Genomic DNA, 13,566 nt, shown 5'->3' on the forward strand with positions numbered 1-13,566 from the left:
AATCACCAGGCGGTATCGACGGTGCCGTTGCCGACCACGCCCGAGCAGCGGCAGGCACCGCCAACCCGACCCTGCTCGATCGGGCAGATATACGGGCGGCGGCGATTGGCGCTTTCCGGCGGGGTGATGACGCAGACGAAGCGCGCGCGGCGCTGGTGACTGCGGCTGTTGCCGGAATTATAGTCCGGGCTGTCGTCATCGCTTGACTGCGCCAGAATGATGTTGCTGCCCGAAACCGGCAAGCGCGTGATCGCTGCTGCCTCTGCAACGGTTGCGGCGGAAAGAAAGACGGACAGGGCGAAAACCAGGTGGCGCATGCGGGTGCCTTCGGACGGAGAGTTGGTGCGATCCGTTTTCCGGACCGATTTGATGGACCATACATAATCCGTATTCACAAGCACAGCGGCTTCCAGCGCCTAACGATGCCGCAAGTTTCTTCTCCCCGGCGGGGAGAAGGTGGCCCGAAGGGTCGGATGAGGGGGCGACGTTGCCGGATTTCGGGGAGCTTGCCCCCTCATCCCGCTGCCGCGGACTTCTCCCCGGCGGGGAGAAGAAACAAGCGGCGCGCTCCCAGGCGGTGAGCAACCGTCCCAAGCCCCCCGAAACGACTAGCGGCGCATGAATGCCTCGAAGGCGGCGCGGGCTTCGGCACTCTGCAACTGCGCGATGAAATGGCGGCCTTCCTCTTCGATGCGGGCGAGAATATCGGCCGGGTTGCCGCGAACCAGATCGCGGGCGATCTTCAGCGCCTGCTGCGGTTTGGCCGCAAGCCGGGTGGCAAGCGCCAGCGTTTCGCTCTCCACATGCTCGGGGGCGACGACTTTCCAGATCAGGCCAGCCTGCACTGCCTGCTCAGCCGAGAATCCCTCACCCATGGCAAGCAGCGCAAAGGCGCGCTGGTGACCGACAAGCTTCGGCACGAGCAGGCTGGAGGCCGCTTCCGGCACCAGTGCCAGATCCACGAACGGGGTCTTGAACAGGCTGCGTGTGGAGGCGACCGTCAGATCACAATGCAGGTTCAGTGTCGTGCCGATGCCGATGGCAAGGCCGTCCACACCGGATACCAGCGGTTTGTCGAAGGCGACGAGTGCTTTGAGAAACTCGAGTGCGGCGAGCTTGCCCTTCCCGCCCGACATGGCGAAGGCAAGGAAATCGGCCATGTCGTTGCCGGCAGAGAAACAGCCTTCCGTGCCAAGAAAGGCAACGACGCGAATCTCCGGGTCGTCATTGGCGGCCTGCAGCGCCTGTGCCATACGCAGATACATCGCATCGGTGATGGCGTTTTTCTTTTCCGGCCGGTTGAAGCGGATGGTCAGAACGTCAGGCGCATGACCGACCCGCTCGACAAGAATATGATCGTCCGACATCTGAACCTCCTCAGGCCAATACGGTGCGGGCTGCGGCAAGGCTTGCCGCGCCTGATATAACGCGATCCTTCAGCGCCGCCGTTTCCGCCAGCAGGTTTTCCGCCGCAAAACGGCAAAGTGCGGCGCGATGTGCGCCCCTGCCATCATCGACGGAGGCCAATGCGCCCTTGGCGAGATAGGCGCCTGTCAGCGCCAGACCGAAGAGACGTTGATAGGGCGTCGCGCCGGCGAGTGCGGTTTCGGTTTCGCCGGCCTTGATGCGATCCAGCAGCCAGTCGGTTGTCGTTTCCAGATCGTTGAGGCTGGCGTCGAGATAACCGGCGGTCTCGCCCAGATCATCACGGTTGGAAGTGGCTGTCCGGGCAGCGATCTCGCGCAATTCGCCGATGAAACCGCGCACCTGCGCGCCATCGGAAAGCGGCAGCTTGCGCAGCACCAGATCGATGGCCTGTATGCCATTGGTGCCTTCGTAGATCGGGGCAATGCGGGCATCACGCAGATAACGCGCCGCGCCCGTCTCTTCGATGAAGCCCATGCCGCCATGTACCTGAATGCCCATGGAGGCCACATCCACACCGGCATCGGTGGAAAAGGACTTGGCGATCGGCGTCAAAAGGGCAGCGCGCTCCTGCCAGTGAGAGCGCTGCCGGGCGTCTTCGCTGGCATGCGCCATGTCGATGGCATGGGCGCAGCTGAAGGAAATCGCCCGCGACCCTTGAGTCAGCGCCTTCATCGTCAAAAGCGTTCTGGCGATATCAGGATGCTCGATGATCGGGCTCATGCCGGAACCCTGCCAGCCGGGCGCCTTGCCCTGCGTGCGTTCTCTGGCGTATTCGATCGCCTTCTGGGTCGCCGCTTCGCAGATCGCCACGCCCTGCATGCCGACGGCGAGGCGGGCGTTGTTCATCATGGTGAACATGCAGGCGAGGCCCTTGTTCTCCTCGCCGATCAGCCAACCCAGAGCGCCTTTTTCTTCACCAAACCTGCCGTCGCCGAAGATCATCGTGCAGGTGGGCGAGCCGTGAATGCCGAGCTTGTGTTCCAGCGAATGGCAAAAAAGGTCGTTGCGGCTGCCCGGCGCACCGTTTTCATCGGGCAGGAATTTCGGCACGAGGAACAGCGAAATGCCACGCGTTCCGGCCGGCGCATCCGGCAGGCGGGCAAGAACGAGGTGGATGATATTATCAGCCGCGTCGTGTTCACCCCAGGTGATGAAAATCTTCTGCCCGAAGATACGGTAGGTGCCGTCACCATTGCGCTCCGCCCGGCTCTTCAACACGCCAAGGTCCGATCCCGCATGCGGTTCGGTCAGGTTCATCGTGCCGGTCCATTCGCCGGAAACGAGCTTGGGAAGATAGGTGCGTTTCAGATCATTGCTGCCGTGGGTGACGATGGCTTCCACCGCGCCCATGGTCAGCGTTGGCGCCAGTGCGAACGCCATGGAGCCGGAGTTCCACATTTCGAGGGCTGCAACATTCAGCATATGCGGCAGGTTCTGACCGCCGAATTCCTCAGGCGCCGTCAGGCTGTTCCAGCCGGCTTCCGCCCAGCGGCGGTAAAGATCGGCCCAGCCATCCGGCGTCGTGACCTTGCCGTCGGCAAGCTTCGCGCCCTGGCGGTCGCCAATATCGGCGAGCGGGGCGACCTGTTCCGTGGCGAAACGGCCGGCTTCCTGCAGAATGGCATCCACCAGATCTTCACCGAGATCCCCCAGCACACCCTTTGCCAGCGCGTCTTCAAGACCCGCTACATGTTTGAGTGTGAAGGCGATATCATCCACCGGCGCGCTATACATGCTGCCTCCTCCCGAAGCTTTTGTATCCTGCTACTGCCTTCGGGCTAAATGATTTTTACGTAAACGTCAATTTGAAAATTCCCAGCATTTCAGCGGGATTGTTATAAAACTGTCATATGAATTTGCTCAGCATGCGCTGAAAGGCGCCGTGCCGCCACTGCCGCTGCCGCACCAGAACGACAGACGCCTTCCCTCCTCCCATCCAGCCGGTCAGGACTGCCACGATGGATCTCATAACGCCCAATATTCCCGGCCTTGTCTGGGCCTATCAGTTCCACCCCGGCACAGCCCCGTGCCGCCGGCTGGCGGCCGATGCGCGCTTTCACGAGGTGGCCGAGTGCGAAGGTTTCTTCTGGCTGCATCTCAATCTCGCCGACCAGCGCGTAGCGGCTTTTCTCGAAACCATCGACGGTCTCGACCCGGCGGCGCGGGCAAGCCTCACCACCCATGAGACGCACCCTTCCATCGTGGTCGACGAAAAATCGCTCTATGGCACGCTGGTCGATTTCCAGCGGGAATTCGACAAGGAAACACGGGATTTCGGCTGGCTGCATTTTGCGGTGAGCGACCGTTTCATCATCACCACCCGCCTGCAGCCGCTGCATTCGGTGGATCGGCTGAAAGCGGCGGTCGACAAGAATTCCAACCGCTATCTCACGCCATCGCATGTGTTCGAGGGGCTGGTGGCGGAATTCCAGCGCTCGCTCATCAATCTGGTGATGGAGACGACGGAAGAACTGAACGCCATCGAAGATCTGGTCTATGACAGCGAAAACCGTGACGAGCGGCGGCGGCTTGCGCCACTGCGCCGCACGGTGGTTCGCCTGCACCGGCATTTGCGCACCGTTCTCACCCTGATGCGACGCGCTTCGGCCGTCGATGAGGACGAGATGCCTGACGGTTTCGAAGATGTCGCCTCACGCCTGATGGGTCGCCTCGAAGCGGTGGATCACGACGTCTATGCCCTGCAGGAACGCGCACGGCTGCTGCACGAAGAAATCGATTCCAAACTTTCGTCCGAAACCAACCGGCACCTTTACATATTGTCGCTGATGACGGCCTTCCTGCTGCCGCCATCGCTGGTGACAGGCTTTTTCGGGATGAATACGGATGAGCTGCCGTTTACAGTCGGCACCGGCGGCACGTTGTCGGCCGGCGTCTTTATCGTGATTTCGGTCGTGCTTGCCTGGTTCGTGCTCAAACGGGCACGGATCTTGTAATAAAAAAGCCGCCCGGTGATGACCGGACGGCTCTGTCAATTTCAGCCTGGCATTCTATCAGCTGTAAGGCGAATAGCAGGGCTGGCGCGGGCCATGGTAAGGCTGGAACGTGTTGCTATAGGCATCGTAGGAACGATAACGGCCATAGCACCAGTTCACATGCGCCTGGCTCATGCCGCCGCGGCGGACCGGGCGATATTCGCGATAGACCGGGCGCGGACGATATTCCGGCACCGGACGGTAGACTTCACGCGGCTGCGACAGGGCGCCGCCGATGATTGCACCCGTCGCAAAGGCTGCGAGCGGGAACCAGTAACCGTCATGGTGACGATAGCCCGGGCGATAATCGCGATAACCGCGATGGCCGCCATACCAGCCGCGACGTTCGCCGCCCCAGCCACGACCGTCACGATCGCGCCAATATTGCACATTGACGATATTGCCGGCGTCGTTGCCGGTAGCCTCGACACTTTTCGGTGCCATCGGCAACGGCATTGCCGCTTCTGCGGGAACGATCGCTCCTGCAACCACGATCGCAGAAAGACCGACAGCCAAGATATTCTTCATATAGTTTCTCATCTGACTTCCTCCATTCACGACGGTCAACAGGCCGCTCTACGTGAATAATAGCAGTTTTTTCTTCTCACTCGGCCAGTTTTCAGTCTGGCTTAAACATTTCAGGTTGCAGGCTAGGCGGTTTCGCCTGAACCCAGCATTAACGACCCAATCACGCTTCGTTTACCCAATCCGGCGGCCCGGAAAACAAAAGCCCGGATAAAAATCCGGGCTTTCGAAAATCCTGTCAGCGGCTGTAAGGCGATACGCATATGCGGCGCGGACCGCTGTTCGGCTGATAGGTGTTGTCGTAAGCGCGATACGAACGCCAGCGGTTCTGGCACCAGGAGACATGGCTGCCGCCATAGGCCGGGCGCGGCTGCTGAACGGCACCGCCGATGATCGCACCGGCCGCAAAGGCTGCCAGCGGGAACCAGTAGCCATTATGATATCGGTAGCCCGGACGGCGATCACGATAACCGCGGTGACCGTTATAATAGCCGTCGCGCGGCGGGCGCGGGCGATACATACGGTCGCCGTGCCTGCGGTCATAACGACGGTCATATCTGCGGTCCCATTCACGATACTGAACCGGCACGACATTGTCAGTCGAAACCACCGGCTTCGGCATCGGAACAGGCACCTGGAACGCCTGCGATGGCGTAAAGCTTGTGAGGAACACGATCATCGCCGTTGCGACGCTCGTTGTCCGGAAATTCATCATGATCTTCCTCCGTTTGCTTCAGCGCGTTGGACCGCGCCTTTTCACCCACGCGCTCTTGTCGGAGATAAGGGTAAGCCCCGTTTCTACACCCGAAAAGAATTCGATGACGTGCAAACGAGTTTAGGGAGATTTGGTTCCATGACAACCATCCGGAGAAGATGGCAAGGACGACGCGTCCGCCAGATCGCCCTGGCTTTTCCGCGACGCGCCAGAACGACCTAGATGTTTGTTTTTACGCAGGCCTTTTTCCCCGGAACCAACGGCACTTCCGGGGAACGCCTTCGTCAGGCTTCCACCTTCACATCGGTCAAAGGCCGCGAACAGCAGGCGAGAATATAACCCTCCTCGATCTCGTCATCGAGAATGCCGCCATTGTGGTTCATCTCCACCTCGCCGGACAATTTCAGCACCCGGCAGGTGCCGCAGATACCCGATTCGCAGGCAGCCCCGATGCGCACACCGGCAGCACGCGCCGTCATCAGTACCGTCTGGCCGGGCTGGCAGGCCATCTCTTTTCCGGACAGCGTAAAGCCCACCATCGACAGCGCTTCGCCATCCACATCGGTGAGAACGCTCTCGCCGACCGTGACCGGGGCGGCGGGCGAAAAGCTTTCCTGATGGTAACGGCTCATGTCGAAGCCGGACGCATCGAGCATGGAGCGGACGGCGGCCATGAACGGCTCCGGCCCGCAGCAGAAGACGGTGCGCTCCATGAAGTCATGCGCGAGCAGCGCGATCTTGGCCTTGTCGACCATGCCTTTGAGCCCGGACCACAGATCGGTGCGACCGCATTTCTCGACAATAAAGCCGAGAGACAGGTTTGGCATGAAGCGGGCGAGATATTCCAGCTCGTGGCGGAAGACGATATCGGACGGCGAGCGCGAGCAGTTGATGAAGGCGATATCGCTTTGCGGCGCACGGTCGCTCATGTCGCGCACCATCGACATCATCGGCGTGACGCCGGAGCCTGCCGAGATGAACAGATATTTGTCACCGGGGTGCCGCACATAGGAGAAATCGCCGAGCGGTCCGAGCGCCCGGATTTTCATGCCGGGCTTCAGATTGTCGAACATCCAGCGCGTGCCGATGCTGTTGGCCTGCGCCTTTACCGTGACCGAAAGCGCATAGGGCCGTGACGGGCTGGAGGAGAGTGTATAGGTGCGATAAAGCGGCTCCTTGCCCACCGGCAGTTCCAGCGTGACGAACTGACCCGGCAGATACCGGAACCAGTTCTGGTCCTCGGAGCGGAACAGGAACGTCATCACATCCTGCGTTTCGGGTGTCACCGAAATGCACTCCAGCAGCTGGAGCTTGTCGCTCCACGGCTTCATCTCGTCTATGTGCTTGTAGGTCACAACCATATTCATCTTCGCATCACGCTACTGCCGAAAGCCGGGCCTTGTCGCCGGAAAGCCGGTCGATCATGAAATCGGAATACCAGTTGACGAACTGCATCACACCGCCCTCGTCTTCCATGGAATAGGGGCCGGGCTGGTACGCAGGCGAACGGATGCCGAAGGCATTTTCCTCGACGATGCGGCGGTCCTGATCGTTGGTTTCGTTCCAGACGTGGGTCAGGTCTTCCAGATCGTAATCCACGCCTTCCACCGCATCCTTGTGCACCAGCCATTTGGTGGTGACCATGGTCTCATTGGCATTGAGCGGCAGCACCCGGAAGGAAATGGTGTGGTCGCCAAGGAAGTGGTTCCAGGTCGTCGGATAATGGAACAGCAGCAACGCGCCGATATGGCTGATGCTGACATCTTCCGACAGCGGCCGGCGCACGGCGCGCTTGCCCGACATGGTGTAGCTTTCCGCTTCGCCGATCAGCGGCATGCGGGCGACACGGAACTGGCCCTGCGGATCGATCTTGAAACGGCTTGGCAGGCCGGCGGCCTCGCAGCGCGCCCAGTGGCCGCCGATTTCGGGGTCGCTGGCACCGCCATCCGTTCCCGTCACGCTCGGGTTTTCAGGATAGGTGCGGCAGAGTTCCGGGTGGTTGGCGGCGCAGTGGTAGCACTCGCGGTTGTTTTCCCAGACGAGCTTCCAGTTGCCCTTTTCGATGATGGTGCTTTCATGCGCGACCTTGGCTTCCCAGATGCGGTGCGGGGCCATGTAGCTTTCGACTTCGGCCCGCATGGGCGCGAAATCCGCCGGCTGGTCGGCAAGGCAGATGAAGACGTAACCGGCAACGGTCTCGCAGGCGACCGGCTTCAGGCCGAATTCCGCCTTGTCGAACTCCTCGCCCATATGACGCGCGAACAAAAGCTTGCCGTCGAGATCGTAGGTCCACTGGTGATAGGGACAGACGAGACGGGCGGACTGGCCTTTGTGGGCGGAGCAGACGCGGGAGCCGCGGTGGCGACAGGAATTGTGAAGGGCACGTATCTCACCGTCGCGTCCACGGACGATGACGACGGAATAGGAGCCGACCTGCACGGTGAAATAATTGCCGGATTTGGGCACTTCGCAATCATGGCCGACAAACAGCCAGTCGCGATACCAGATGGTTTCCATATCCAGCTTGAAATAATCCTGGTCCGTGTAGAAGGGCTGTTCCAGGCTGAAACCTTCGCGGCGGTTCTTCAGCTGGCGCAATACGGTATCACGCAATTCCATGGCCAAATCCTCGATCAAACCGCCCTGCCCGGCACCATTTACCGGGCTGCGGAAGCATGATCACATCTAAACACCGGCGGTCATTTGCAGCAGCACAGACAGCGACATCGGCTTCCGCATTGGCGACAAATTGCGACATCCGCAAATGCCTGTCACAGCCCATTCCGCTGCGAAATCCGGCAGCTACTCGGTGAGAAAAACCACGTCGCAATATGACGCATGATACAGCGCGATTGCCTGTCCACCCGTCAGAAAACAGGGGGTGCGACGCAACGGAGTATTAACGCGAACTAAATTATCTTGCCGCATCGACAGCAACGAGGGCGTTCCTGGTGGAGAAGGCGACACGCATACGTTATTTCGATGCGGCCAGACATTCGATCATGCCGATACGGTCGAAGACCGCGCATTCGGATTTCCTGCGCACGGGCCGGATCAGCCGTTATGAAGAACGCTGGTTGCCGAGGGAGCGTGTCTATTACAGCCACGAGGAGGTGGCGGCGATGACCGGGCGCAAGCTGGAAGCCGCCGCCGATGCCACCCATAACCGCCTCAACACCTTTCACCAGTCCATCCGTTTTCCCAAGATGGTCTCCCACCATCTGCTCAACGACCGGCCACATCTCGGCTATTGTCATGTCACGGCGGCGAAAACCAGCTTCGACGCCGAACGCCACGTGCTCTGGTCCTTCTATTTCGCGAATTTTTTCGCCGAGCTGAGCGGTGCCGAGAACTTCTTCGAAAATATCGATGCGCGTTATTCGCGGATGTATTTTGCCGTCGCCATCAATGCGCTTCCGGATAAGGAATTCACCGTCGATACCTCCTTCCATCGCGGTGGCCTGCTGTTCCAGACCCATGATCCGCGCGTGGCGCTGAAAAATGTGCTGCTGCTCGGCGCGCGCTCGGAAGAGATGCGCAGGATCATCAAGGCGATATAAACGATAGCGCTTTCCATCCCGGCCAGAAATACGCTATTGAGCGCGCTGAAAGGCAGCATCATGGCGCGTCATATCAACATCGAAAACGAGCGGGAAACCGCGTTGCAGGCAGCCGTGGCGGAGCTTGCGGACGGCCAGCCGATCGCCCTGCCGACGGAAACCGTCTATGGCCTTGCCGCCGACGCCACCAATCCGGCGGCCATCACCCGCATTTACGAGACGAAAGGCCGGCCGCAGTTCAATCCGTTGATCTGCCATATAGCCGACATTGCCATGGCGGAGCGTTATGCGGTCTTCGACCCCATTTCGCTGAAGCTTGCGCAGGCCTTCTGGCCCGGCCCGCTGACGCTGGTTCTGCCGCTGAAACCGGAAAGCGGCATTCATTCGCTGGCGACGGCCGGGCTTGATACGGTCGGCATCCGGGTGCCGCAGGGTTTTGCCGGCGACCTGATCCGCCGGTTCGACAGACCGCTGGCTGCCCCCAGCGCCAATAGTTCCGGCAAGATCAGCCCGACAAGTGCCGCCCATGTGGAGGCCGATCTCGGCCAGAAGATCAGTCTCATTCTTGATGGCGGGGCCGCTTCGGTCGGCGTCGAATCCACCATCGTCAAGGTGGAAGAGGATGGCCGCGTGCGGCTGCTTCGCCCCGGCGGCATCGTTACCGAGGACATAGAGCGCGTTGCCGGCCTGCGGCTGGAGCGGCCCGAAAAAGCCTCCGCCGCCATTGAAGCGCCCGGAATGCTGGCGTCGCATTATGCGCCCGGTGCATCCGTGCGCCTCGGCGCCACATCTGTTTTACCGGGCGAAGCGCTGATCCGTTTCGGCAGTGTCGCCACTAAAGGTGAGGAAGCGGCCCGCGCCGTTTTCGATCTCAGCCCCACCGGCAATCTTGCCGAGGCCGCCGCCAATCTGTTCGATTATCTGAAAGCCGCCGATGCGACCGGCGCAAAGACCATCGCCATCACCGTCATTCCCATGCATGGTCTCGGAGAGGCGATCAATGACCGCCTTTCCCGCGCCGCCGCACCGAGAGGCTGACGCCACTCAACCCCTTTCGCCCATGTTTCAAACGACAGCGAGACGCCGCCCATGACGACCACCGCCATTCCCTCCTCCGACATACTCGACCGCTTCACCGCCATTGTCGGTGATAAAAATGCGGTGCGCGACCCGGTGGAAATGGCGCTGCGTCTGGTGGAAAATCGCGGGCTTTATCGCGGCGCCTCGCCGCTGCTCATCAAGCCCGGTTCGGTTGAAGAAGTTGCCGCCATCCTGAAGCTCGCGAGCGAGAGCGGCACCCCCATCGTGCCGCAGACCGGCAATACCGGGCTTGTCGGCGGCCAGACGCCCCGGTCCGAAGGCACCGACATCATCCTGTCGCTGGAGCGCATGAACCGCATCCGCGATATTGATCCGGTCGCCAATGTCATCGTCGCCGATGCCGGCTGCATTCTCGATGACATCCATAAGGCAGCGGAGACGGTGGAACGGATGTTCCCGCTGTCACTCGGCTCACAAGGCTCCTGCCGCATCGGCGGCAATCTCGCCACCAATGCCGGCGGCACGGCGGTGCTTGCCTATGGCAATATGCGCCAGCTCTGCCTCGGGCTTGAGGTCGTTCTGCCGACCGGTGAGATCTGGAACGGGCTGCGCCGGCTGAAAAAAGACAATACGGGTTACGACCTGCGCGATCTCTTCATCGGCTCGGAAGGCACGCTTGGCGTCATCACCGGCGCGGTGCTGAAGCTGTTCCCGAAGCCGCTCGGTCATCAGGTGGCGTTTGCCGGGCTCGGCTCCACCGAAGACGCATTGAAGCTGTTCGAAATGGCCTCGAACCTCTGCGGCACGGCGCTGACCGGTTTCGAACTGATGCCGCGCATCGGCGTCGAATTCACCACCAGACATATTCCCGGCGTGCGCGACCCGCTGCAGACGCCGCATGAATGGTACGCGCTCATCGATATCTCCACCTCCGATTCGGCGGAGACAGCCGAGACGATGATGCAATCGCTGCTGGAGCGCGGTTTTGAGGCCGGGCTGGTTGCAGATGCGGTGATTGCCGCGTCAGAAGCCCAGCGGCAGGCGCTGTGGCACATGCGTGAAAGCATGTCGGATGCGCAAAAGCCGGAAGGTGGCTCGATCAAGCATGACGTTTCAGTGCCGGTCTCGAAAATACCGGAATTCATGGCGACGGCGGAAAAGGCGGTTATCGCCGCTATTCCCGGCGCCCGCGTCTGCGCCTTCGGCCATCTTGGCGACGGCAACATCCATTACAATATTTCCCAGCCGGTGGGTGCCGACAAAGCCGAATTCCTCGGCCGCTGGCGGGACATGAACGAGATCGTCCACGGTATCGTTCTGTCGCTCGGCGGCTCCATTTCCGCCGAACATGGCATTGGCCAGCTGAAACGCGACGAGTTGGCCGCCATTCGGCCCGGTATCGAAATGGACCTGATGCGCCGTATCAAGCACGCATTCGACCCCGCCGGCATCATGAACCCCGGCAAGGTGCTTGCCGCCGGCTAGGTGGGTGATTGGGAAGACTGTTGCGGGCGGCTGTTGGCCGCCCCCTTTGCGTCAAGACAGGGCCGGCTCAAACTAACGGGCGCATTCGATCAATTTCTGAAGGCCGCCCCAATTGTCGAAATGCGTTTTTCCCATTGCCGCAATTTCAGCCCGCCATTTTTGGGCGTCAACGGTCGGATGGGACGTCTTTCCGGGAAACACCACCGTGATAACCGGGATTGGATCTTTATTCTTGCGTTGGTCGGCAATGCCCGATTTCGCTCTCAGAACGCCCCCCTTGTTCACCAGCGGATTGTTGCCGATATCCTGGTGGAAGCGCACGGAAGCCTCACCGAGCTTGCCGCCATCACCATAAACCCCGTAAGCGAAGCGCTTGGTCGCCGGGCGATAGACCACGGCGATATCACCGTCCTTCACGCCATATTTCTTCACGAAGCTGCTGGACAAAACAACATAGGGAATTTCGGTGGCATCGACCCAATGCCTCTGTGTTCCCGCCGGTCCATCGGGAACCGAAACAGATGTTTCGGTGATAAAAGCCTTGCCGGGCAAGGGATCGCCAGCCTTTTGAATTATCGGCTTATTGTTATCATCCTTTGAAAAGCCAAATATCCTGACCTTCGAATAATCACCCGTGGCAACGGCTTTCTTCCAGGCATTCTGGCATTTTTTTTGCCATCCCCTAGGGTCCGTATCGGGCGTTGAACCGACAGCAGTCAGCCCATCGCAGGTATAGGACAGCCCCTCGCCATTCACGAGATAAGAGTTGGGCGCCCCATCGGCATCGACCTTGAGTTCCTTTGTGGAAAAAACGACACCTCCGGTTCCACACAGGGCCTGAGACAAGGCAGTCGTTGGCAGCGCCAATAGTGTGGCAGCGCAGAAAACAGCGTGCATCCTGGAAGAATTCGACCTGAAAAATCCGTATGACATGCAACCCTCCCCCTACAAAACATGTATAGGTTGCATTTATTCATGCAGAAGTCGAGTCCAGTCTTATTCAGGGACAGAATCGGGTGTCTCCCCGGCATTTCTGCCCGTTTCAATCTTCAATTTTTCAGAATAACTCTTCCAGCAGCTTCAGGATTGCGGGTTAGCCCGACGGCCGGGCGGTCCAGGCAGGAAGCAGTTCCGCATTCAGGCGACGCGGCTTTTGCGCATGGACGAACTGCGTCAGGCCCATGCCGGATTTCGCAATCGCCACCGCATGTTTCTTAGGCATCAGATAGCCATGTTCCAGCGGCGGCGGACGACGCATGATTCGGCTGAAGAATGGGCGCTTGTGGTAACGGGAGGGCGAAAAACGCGCCGGCTCCGCACATACCGTCACATATTCCAGTATTTCCTCAATCCAGCCGCTTTGCGGCCGCGCACCTGGCTCCACCAGCAATATCCACTGTCCGCGCGCAGAGCGCATGACATCTTCAATGTCCCATTGCCCATAAAAGCGGCAACCGGCGGCATCGGCGACACGCGACGATCCATCGCGCGAGCCGTGATCGAGGATCACCACGTCGCTTACAAGCCCTTCCACGGCACCGGTTACAAGCGCAGACAAGGTATGCGCCAGCTCCGGTTCCTGATCCCGGCATTCCATTATGACTGTCAACATATGCATAGCTCTAACGCATCGCACAATTAATTGCCACTATTCCCATCGTGGTAAAATCCGCCATTCCCGGTGCGGATCGGCACCCCCCGCCCCGCGGCGAAATAACTCCCCCAACCTTTCCCTGCCGGGATGTGGACAAATATTGGTTCTGCATTTTTGTTCTTGTATTGTTCTCATTTTTGCGTTAGGAATTTAATCATCGAAGAG

General features: G+C 60.0%; 13 protein-coding genes. 4 read left to right on the forward strand and 9 right to left on the reverse strand.

All coding sequences use genetic code 11. From position 1 onward, the window contains the following. Window positions 1–2: 2 nt before the first annotated feature. The 3 genes from M0412_RS09195 to M0412_RS09205 form a co-directional block, all read right to left on the reverse strand. On the reverse strand, window positions 3–317 hold the full coding sequence (locus M0412_RS09195; protein WP_269698570.1) for a hypothetical protein: 315 nt from the start codon (window positions 315–317) through the stop codon (window positions 3–5). A 291-nt stretch (window positions 318–608) separates the two neighbouring features. Continuing rightward, the gene (locus tag M0412_RS09200) at window positions 609–1,367 is read right to left on the reverse strand and encodes a crotonase/enoyl-CoA hydratase family protein (RefSeq protein WP_142839205.1); all 759 of its coding nucleotides are present in this window, start codon (window positions 1,365–1,367) and stop codon (window positions 609–611) included. Window positions 1,368–1,377: 10 nt separating this feature from the next. Next, window positions 1,378–3,162 carry an acyl-CoA dehydrogenase gene (locus M0412_RS09205; RefSeq protein WP_269698571.1) on the reverse strand — a complete coding sequence of 595 codons (1,785 nt, stop codon included), beginning with the start codon at window positions 3,160–3,162 and terminating at the stop codon, window positions 1,378–1,380. A 224-nt stretch (window positions 3,163–3,386) separates the two neighbouring features. Between M0412_RS09205 and M0412_RS09210 the strand changes: the two genes are divergently transcribed. Next, entirely contained in the window at window positions 3,387–4,382 is a 996-nt protein-coding gene (locus tag M0412_RS09210; RefSeq protein WP_142839203.1) for a transporter, read from the forward strand. Window positions 4,383–4,439: 57 nt separating this feature from the next. Here M0412_RS09210 and M0412_RS09215 read toward each other — a convergent pair whose 3' ends face one another. From M0412_RS09215 to M0412_RS09230, 4 genes are all read right to left on the reverse strand, one after another. Then, window positions 4,440–4,961 (reverse strand): BA14K family protein, encoded by a 522-nt coding sequence (locus M0412_RS09215; protein ID WP_142839202.1) that lies wholly within the window; start codon window positions 4,959–4,961, stop codon window positions 4,440–4,442. A gap of 223 nt (window positions 4,962–5,184) precedes the next feature. Next, on the reverse strand, window positions 5,185–5,661 hold the full coding sequence (locus tag M0412_RS09220) for a BA14K family protein (RefSeq protein ID WP_142839201.1): 477 nt from the start codon (window positions 5,659–5,661) through the stop codon (window positions 5,185–5,187). Between the two features lie 284 nt (window positions 5,662–5,945). Further along, a complete protein-coding gene (locus tag M0412_RS09225; protein ID WP_142839200.1) occupies window positions 5,946–7,028 on the reverse strand; it encodes a hybrid-cluster NAD(P)-dependent oxidoreductase in 1,083 nt (360 codons plus the stop codon). Between the two features lie 7 nt (window positions 7,029–7,035). Further along, window positions 7,036–8,280, reverse strand: coding sequence for an aromatic ring-hydroxylating dioxygenase subunit alpha (locus M0412_RS09230; RefSeq protein ID WP_142839199.1), 1,245 nt, complete (start codon window positions 8,278–8,280; stop codon window positions 7,036–7,038). A gap of 332 nt (window positions 8,281–8,612) precedes the next feature. Between M0412_RS09230 and M0412_RS09235 the strand changes: the two genes are divergently transcribed. From M0412_RS09235 to M0412_RS09245, 3 genes are read left to right on the forward strand one after another with little or no spacing between them, the layout of a single operon-like run. Further along, window positions 8,613–9,221, forward strand: coding sequence for a DUF6656 family protein (locus M0412_RS09235; RefSeq protein WP_269698572.1), 609 nt, complete (start codon window positions 8,613–8,615; stop codon window positions 9,219–9,221). Window positions 9,222–9,281: 60 nt separating this feature from the next. Next, window positions 9,282–10,259, forward strand: coding sequence for an L-threonylcarbamoyladenylate synthase (locus tag M0412_RS09240; RefSeq protein ID WP_269698856.1), 978 nt, complete (start codon window positions 9,282–9,284; stop codon window positions 10,257–10,259). Window positions 10,260–10,310: 51 nt separating this feature from the next. After that, window positions 10,311–11,747, forward strand: a complete 1,437-nt coding sequence (locus M0412_RS09245) for an FAD-binding oxidoreductase (protein ID WP_269698573.1) — start codon at window positions 10,311–10,313, stop codon at window positions 11,745–11,747. A 72-nt stretch (window positions 11,748–11,819) separates the two neighbouring features. Here M0412_RS09245 and M0412_RS09250 read toward each other — a convergent pair whose 3' ends face one another. Continuing rightward, window positions 11,820–12,680: a glycoside hydrolase family 75 protein gene (locus M0412_RS09250; RefSeq protein ID WP_269698574.1), complete on the reverse strand. Its 861-nt coding sequence runs from the start codon at window positions 12,678–12,680 to the stop codon at window positions 11,820–11,822. 160 nt (window positions 12,681–12,840) lie between these two features. Then, a complete protein-coding gene (locus M0412_RS09255) occupies window positions 12,841–13,359 on the reverse strand; it encodes a glycosyltransferase family 2 protein (protein WP_269698575.1) in 519 nt (172 codons plus the stop codon). Between the last annotated feature and the right edge of the window lie 207 nt (window positions 13,360–13,566).

The sequence above is a fragment of the Agrobacterium sp. O3.4 genome (genome assembly GCF_041414895.1).
GTDB classification, from domain to species: domain Bacteria; phylum Pseudomonadota; class Alphaproteobacteria; order Rhizobiales; family Rhizobiaceae; genus Agrobacterium; species Agrobacterium cucumeris.

Bases quoted from the DNA above. Each gene is read 5' to 3' on its own strand.
- M0412_RS09195 (WP_269698570.1), bottom strand. From the start codon at position 317: ATGCGCCACCTGGTTTTCGCCCTGTCCGTCTTTCTTTCCGCCGCAACC.
- M0412_RS09200 (WP_142839205.1), bottom strand. From the start codon at position 1,367: ATGTCGGACGATCATATTCTTGTCGAGCGGGTCGGTCATGCGCCTGAC.
- M0412_RS09205 (WP_269698571.1), bottom strand. From the start codon at position 3,162: ATGTATAGCGCGCCGGTGGATGATATCGCCTTCACACTCAAACATGTA.
- M0412_RS09210 (WP_142839203.1), top strand. From the start codon at position 3,387: ATGGATCTCATAACGCCCAATATTCCCGGCCTTGTCTGGGCCTATCAG.
- M0412_RS09215 (WP_142839202.1), bottom strand. From the start codon at position 4,961: ATGAGAAACTATATGAAGAATATCTTGGCTGTCGGTCTTTCTGCGATC.
- M0412_RS09220 (WP_142839201.1), bottom strand. From the start codon at position 5,661: ATGATGAATTTCCGGACAACGAGCGTCGCAACGGCGATGATCGTGTTC.
- M0412_RS09225 (WP_142839200.1), bottom strand. From the start codon at position 7,028: ATGAATATGGTTGTGACCTACAAGCACATAGACGAGATGAAGCCGTGG.
- M0412_RS09230 (WP_142839199.1), bottom strand. From the start codon at position 8,280: ATGGAATTGCGTGATACCGTATTGCGCCAGCTGAAGAACCGCCGCGAA.
- M0412_RS09240 (WP_269698856.1), top strand. From the start codon at position 9,282: ATGGCGCGTCATATCAACATCGAAAACGAGCGGGAAACCGCGTTGCAG.
- M0412_RS09245 (WP_269698573.1), top strand. From the start codon at position 10,311: ATGACGACCACCGCCATTCCCTCCTCCGACATACTCGACCGCTTCACC.
- M0412_RS09250 (WP_269698574.1), bottom strand. From the start codon at position 12,680: ATGTCATACGGATTTTTCAGGTCGAATTCTTCCAGGATGCACGCTGTT.
- M0412_RS09255 (WP_269698575.1), bottom strand. From the start codon at position 13,359: ATGTTGACAGTCATAATGGAATGCCGGGATCAGGAACCGGAGCTGGCG.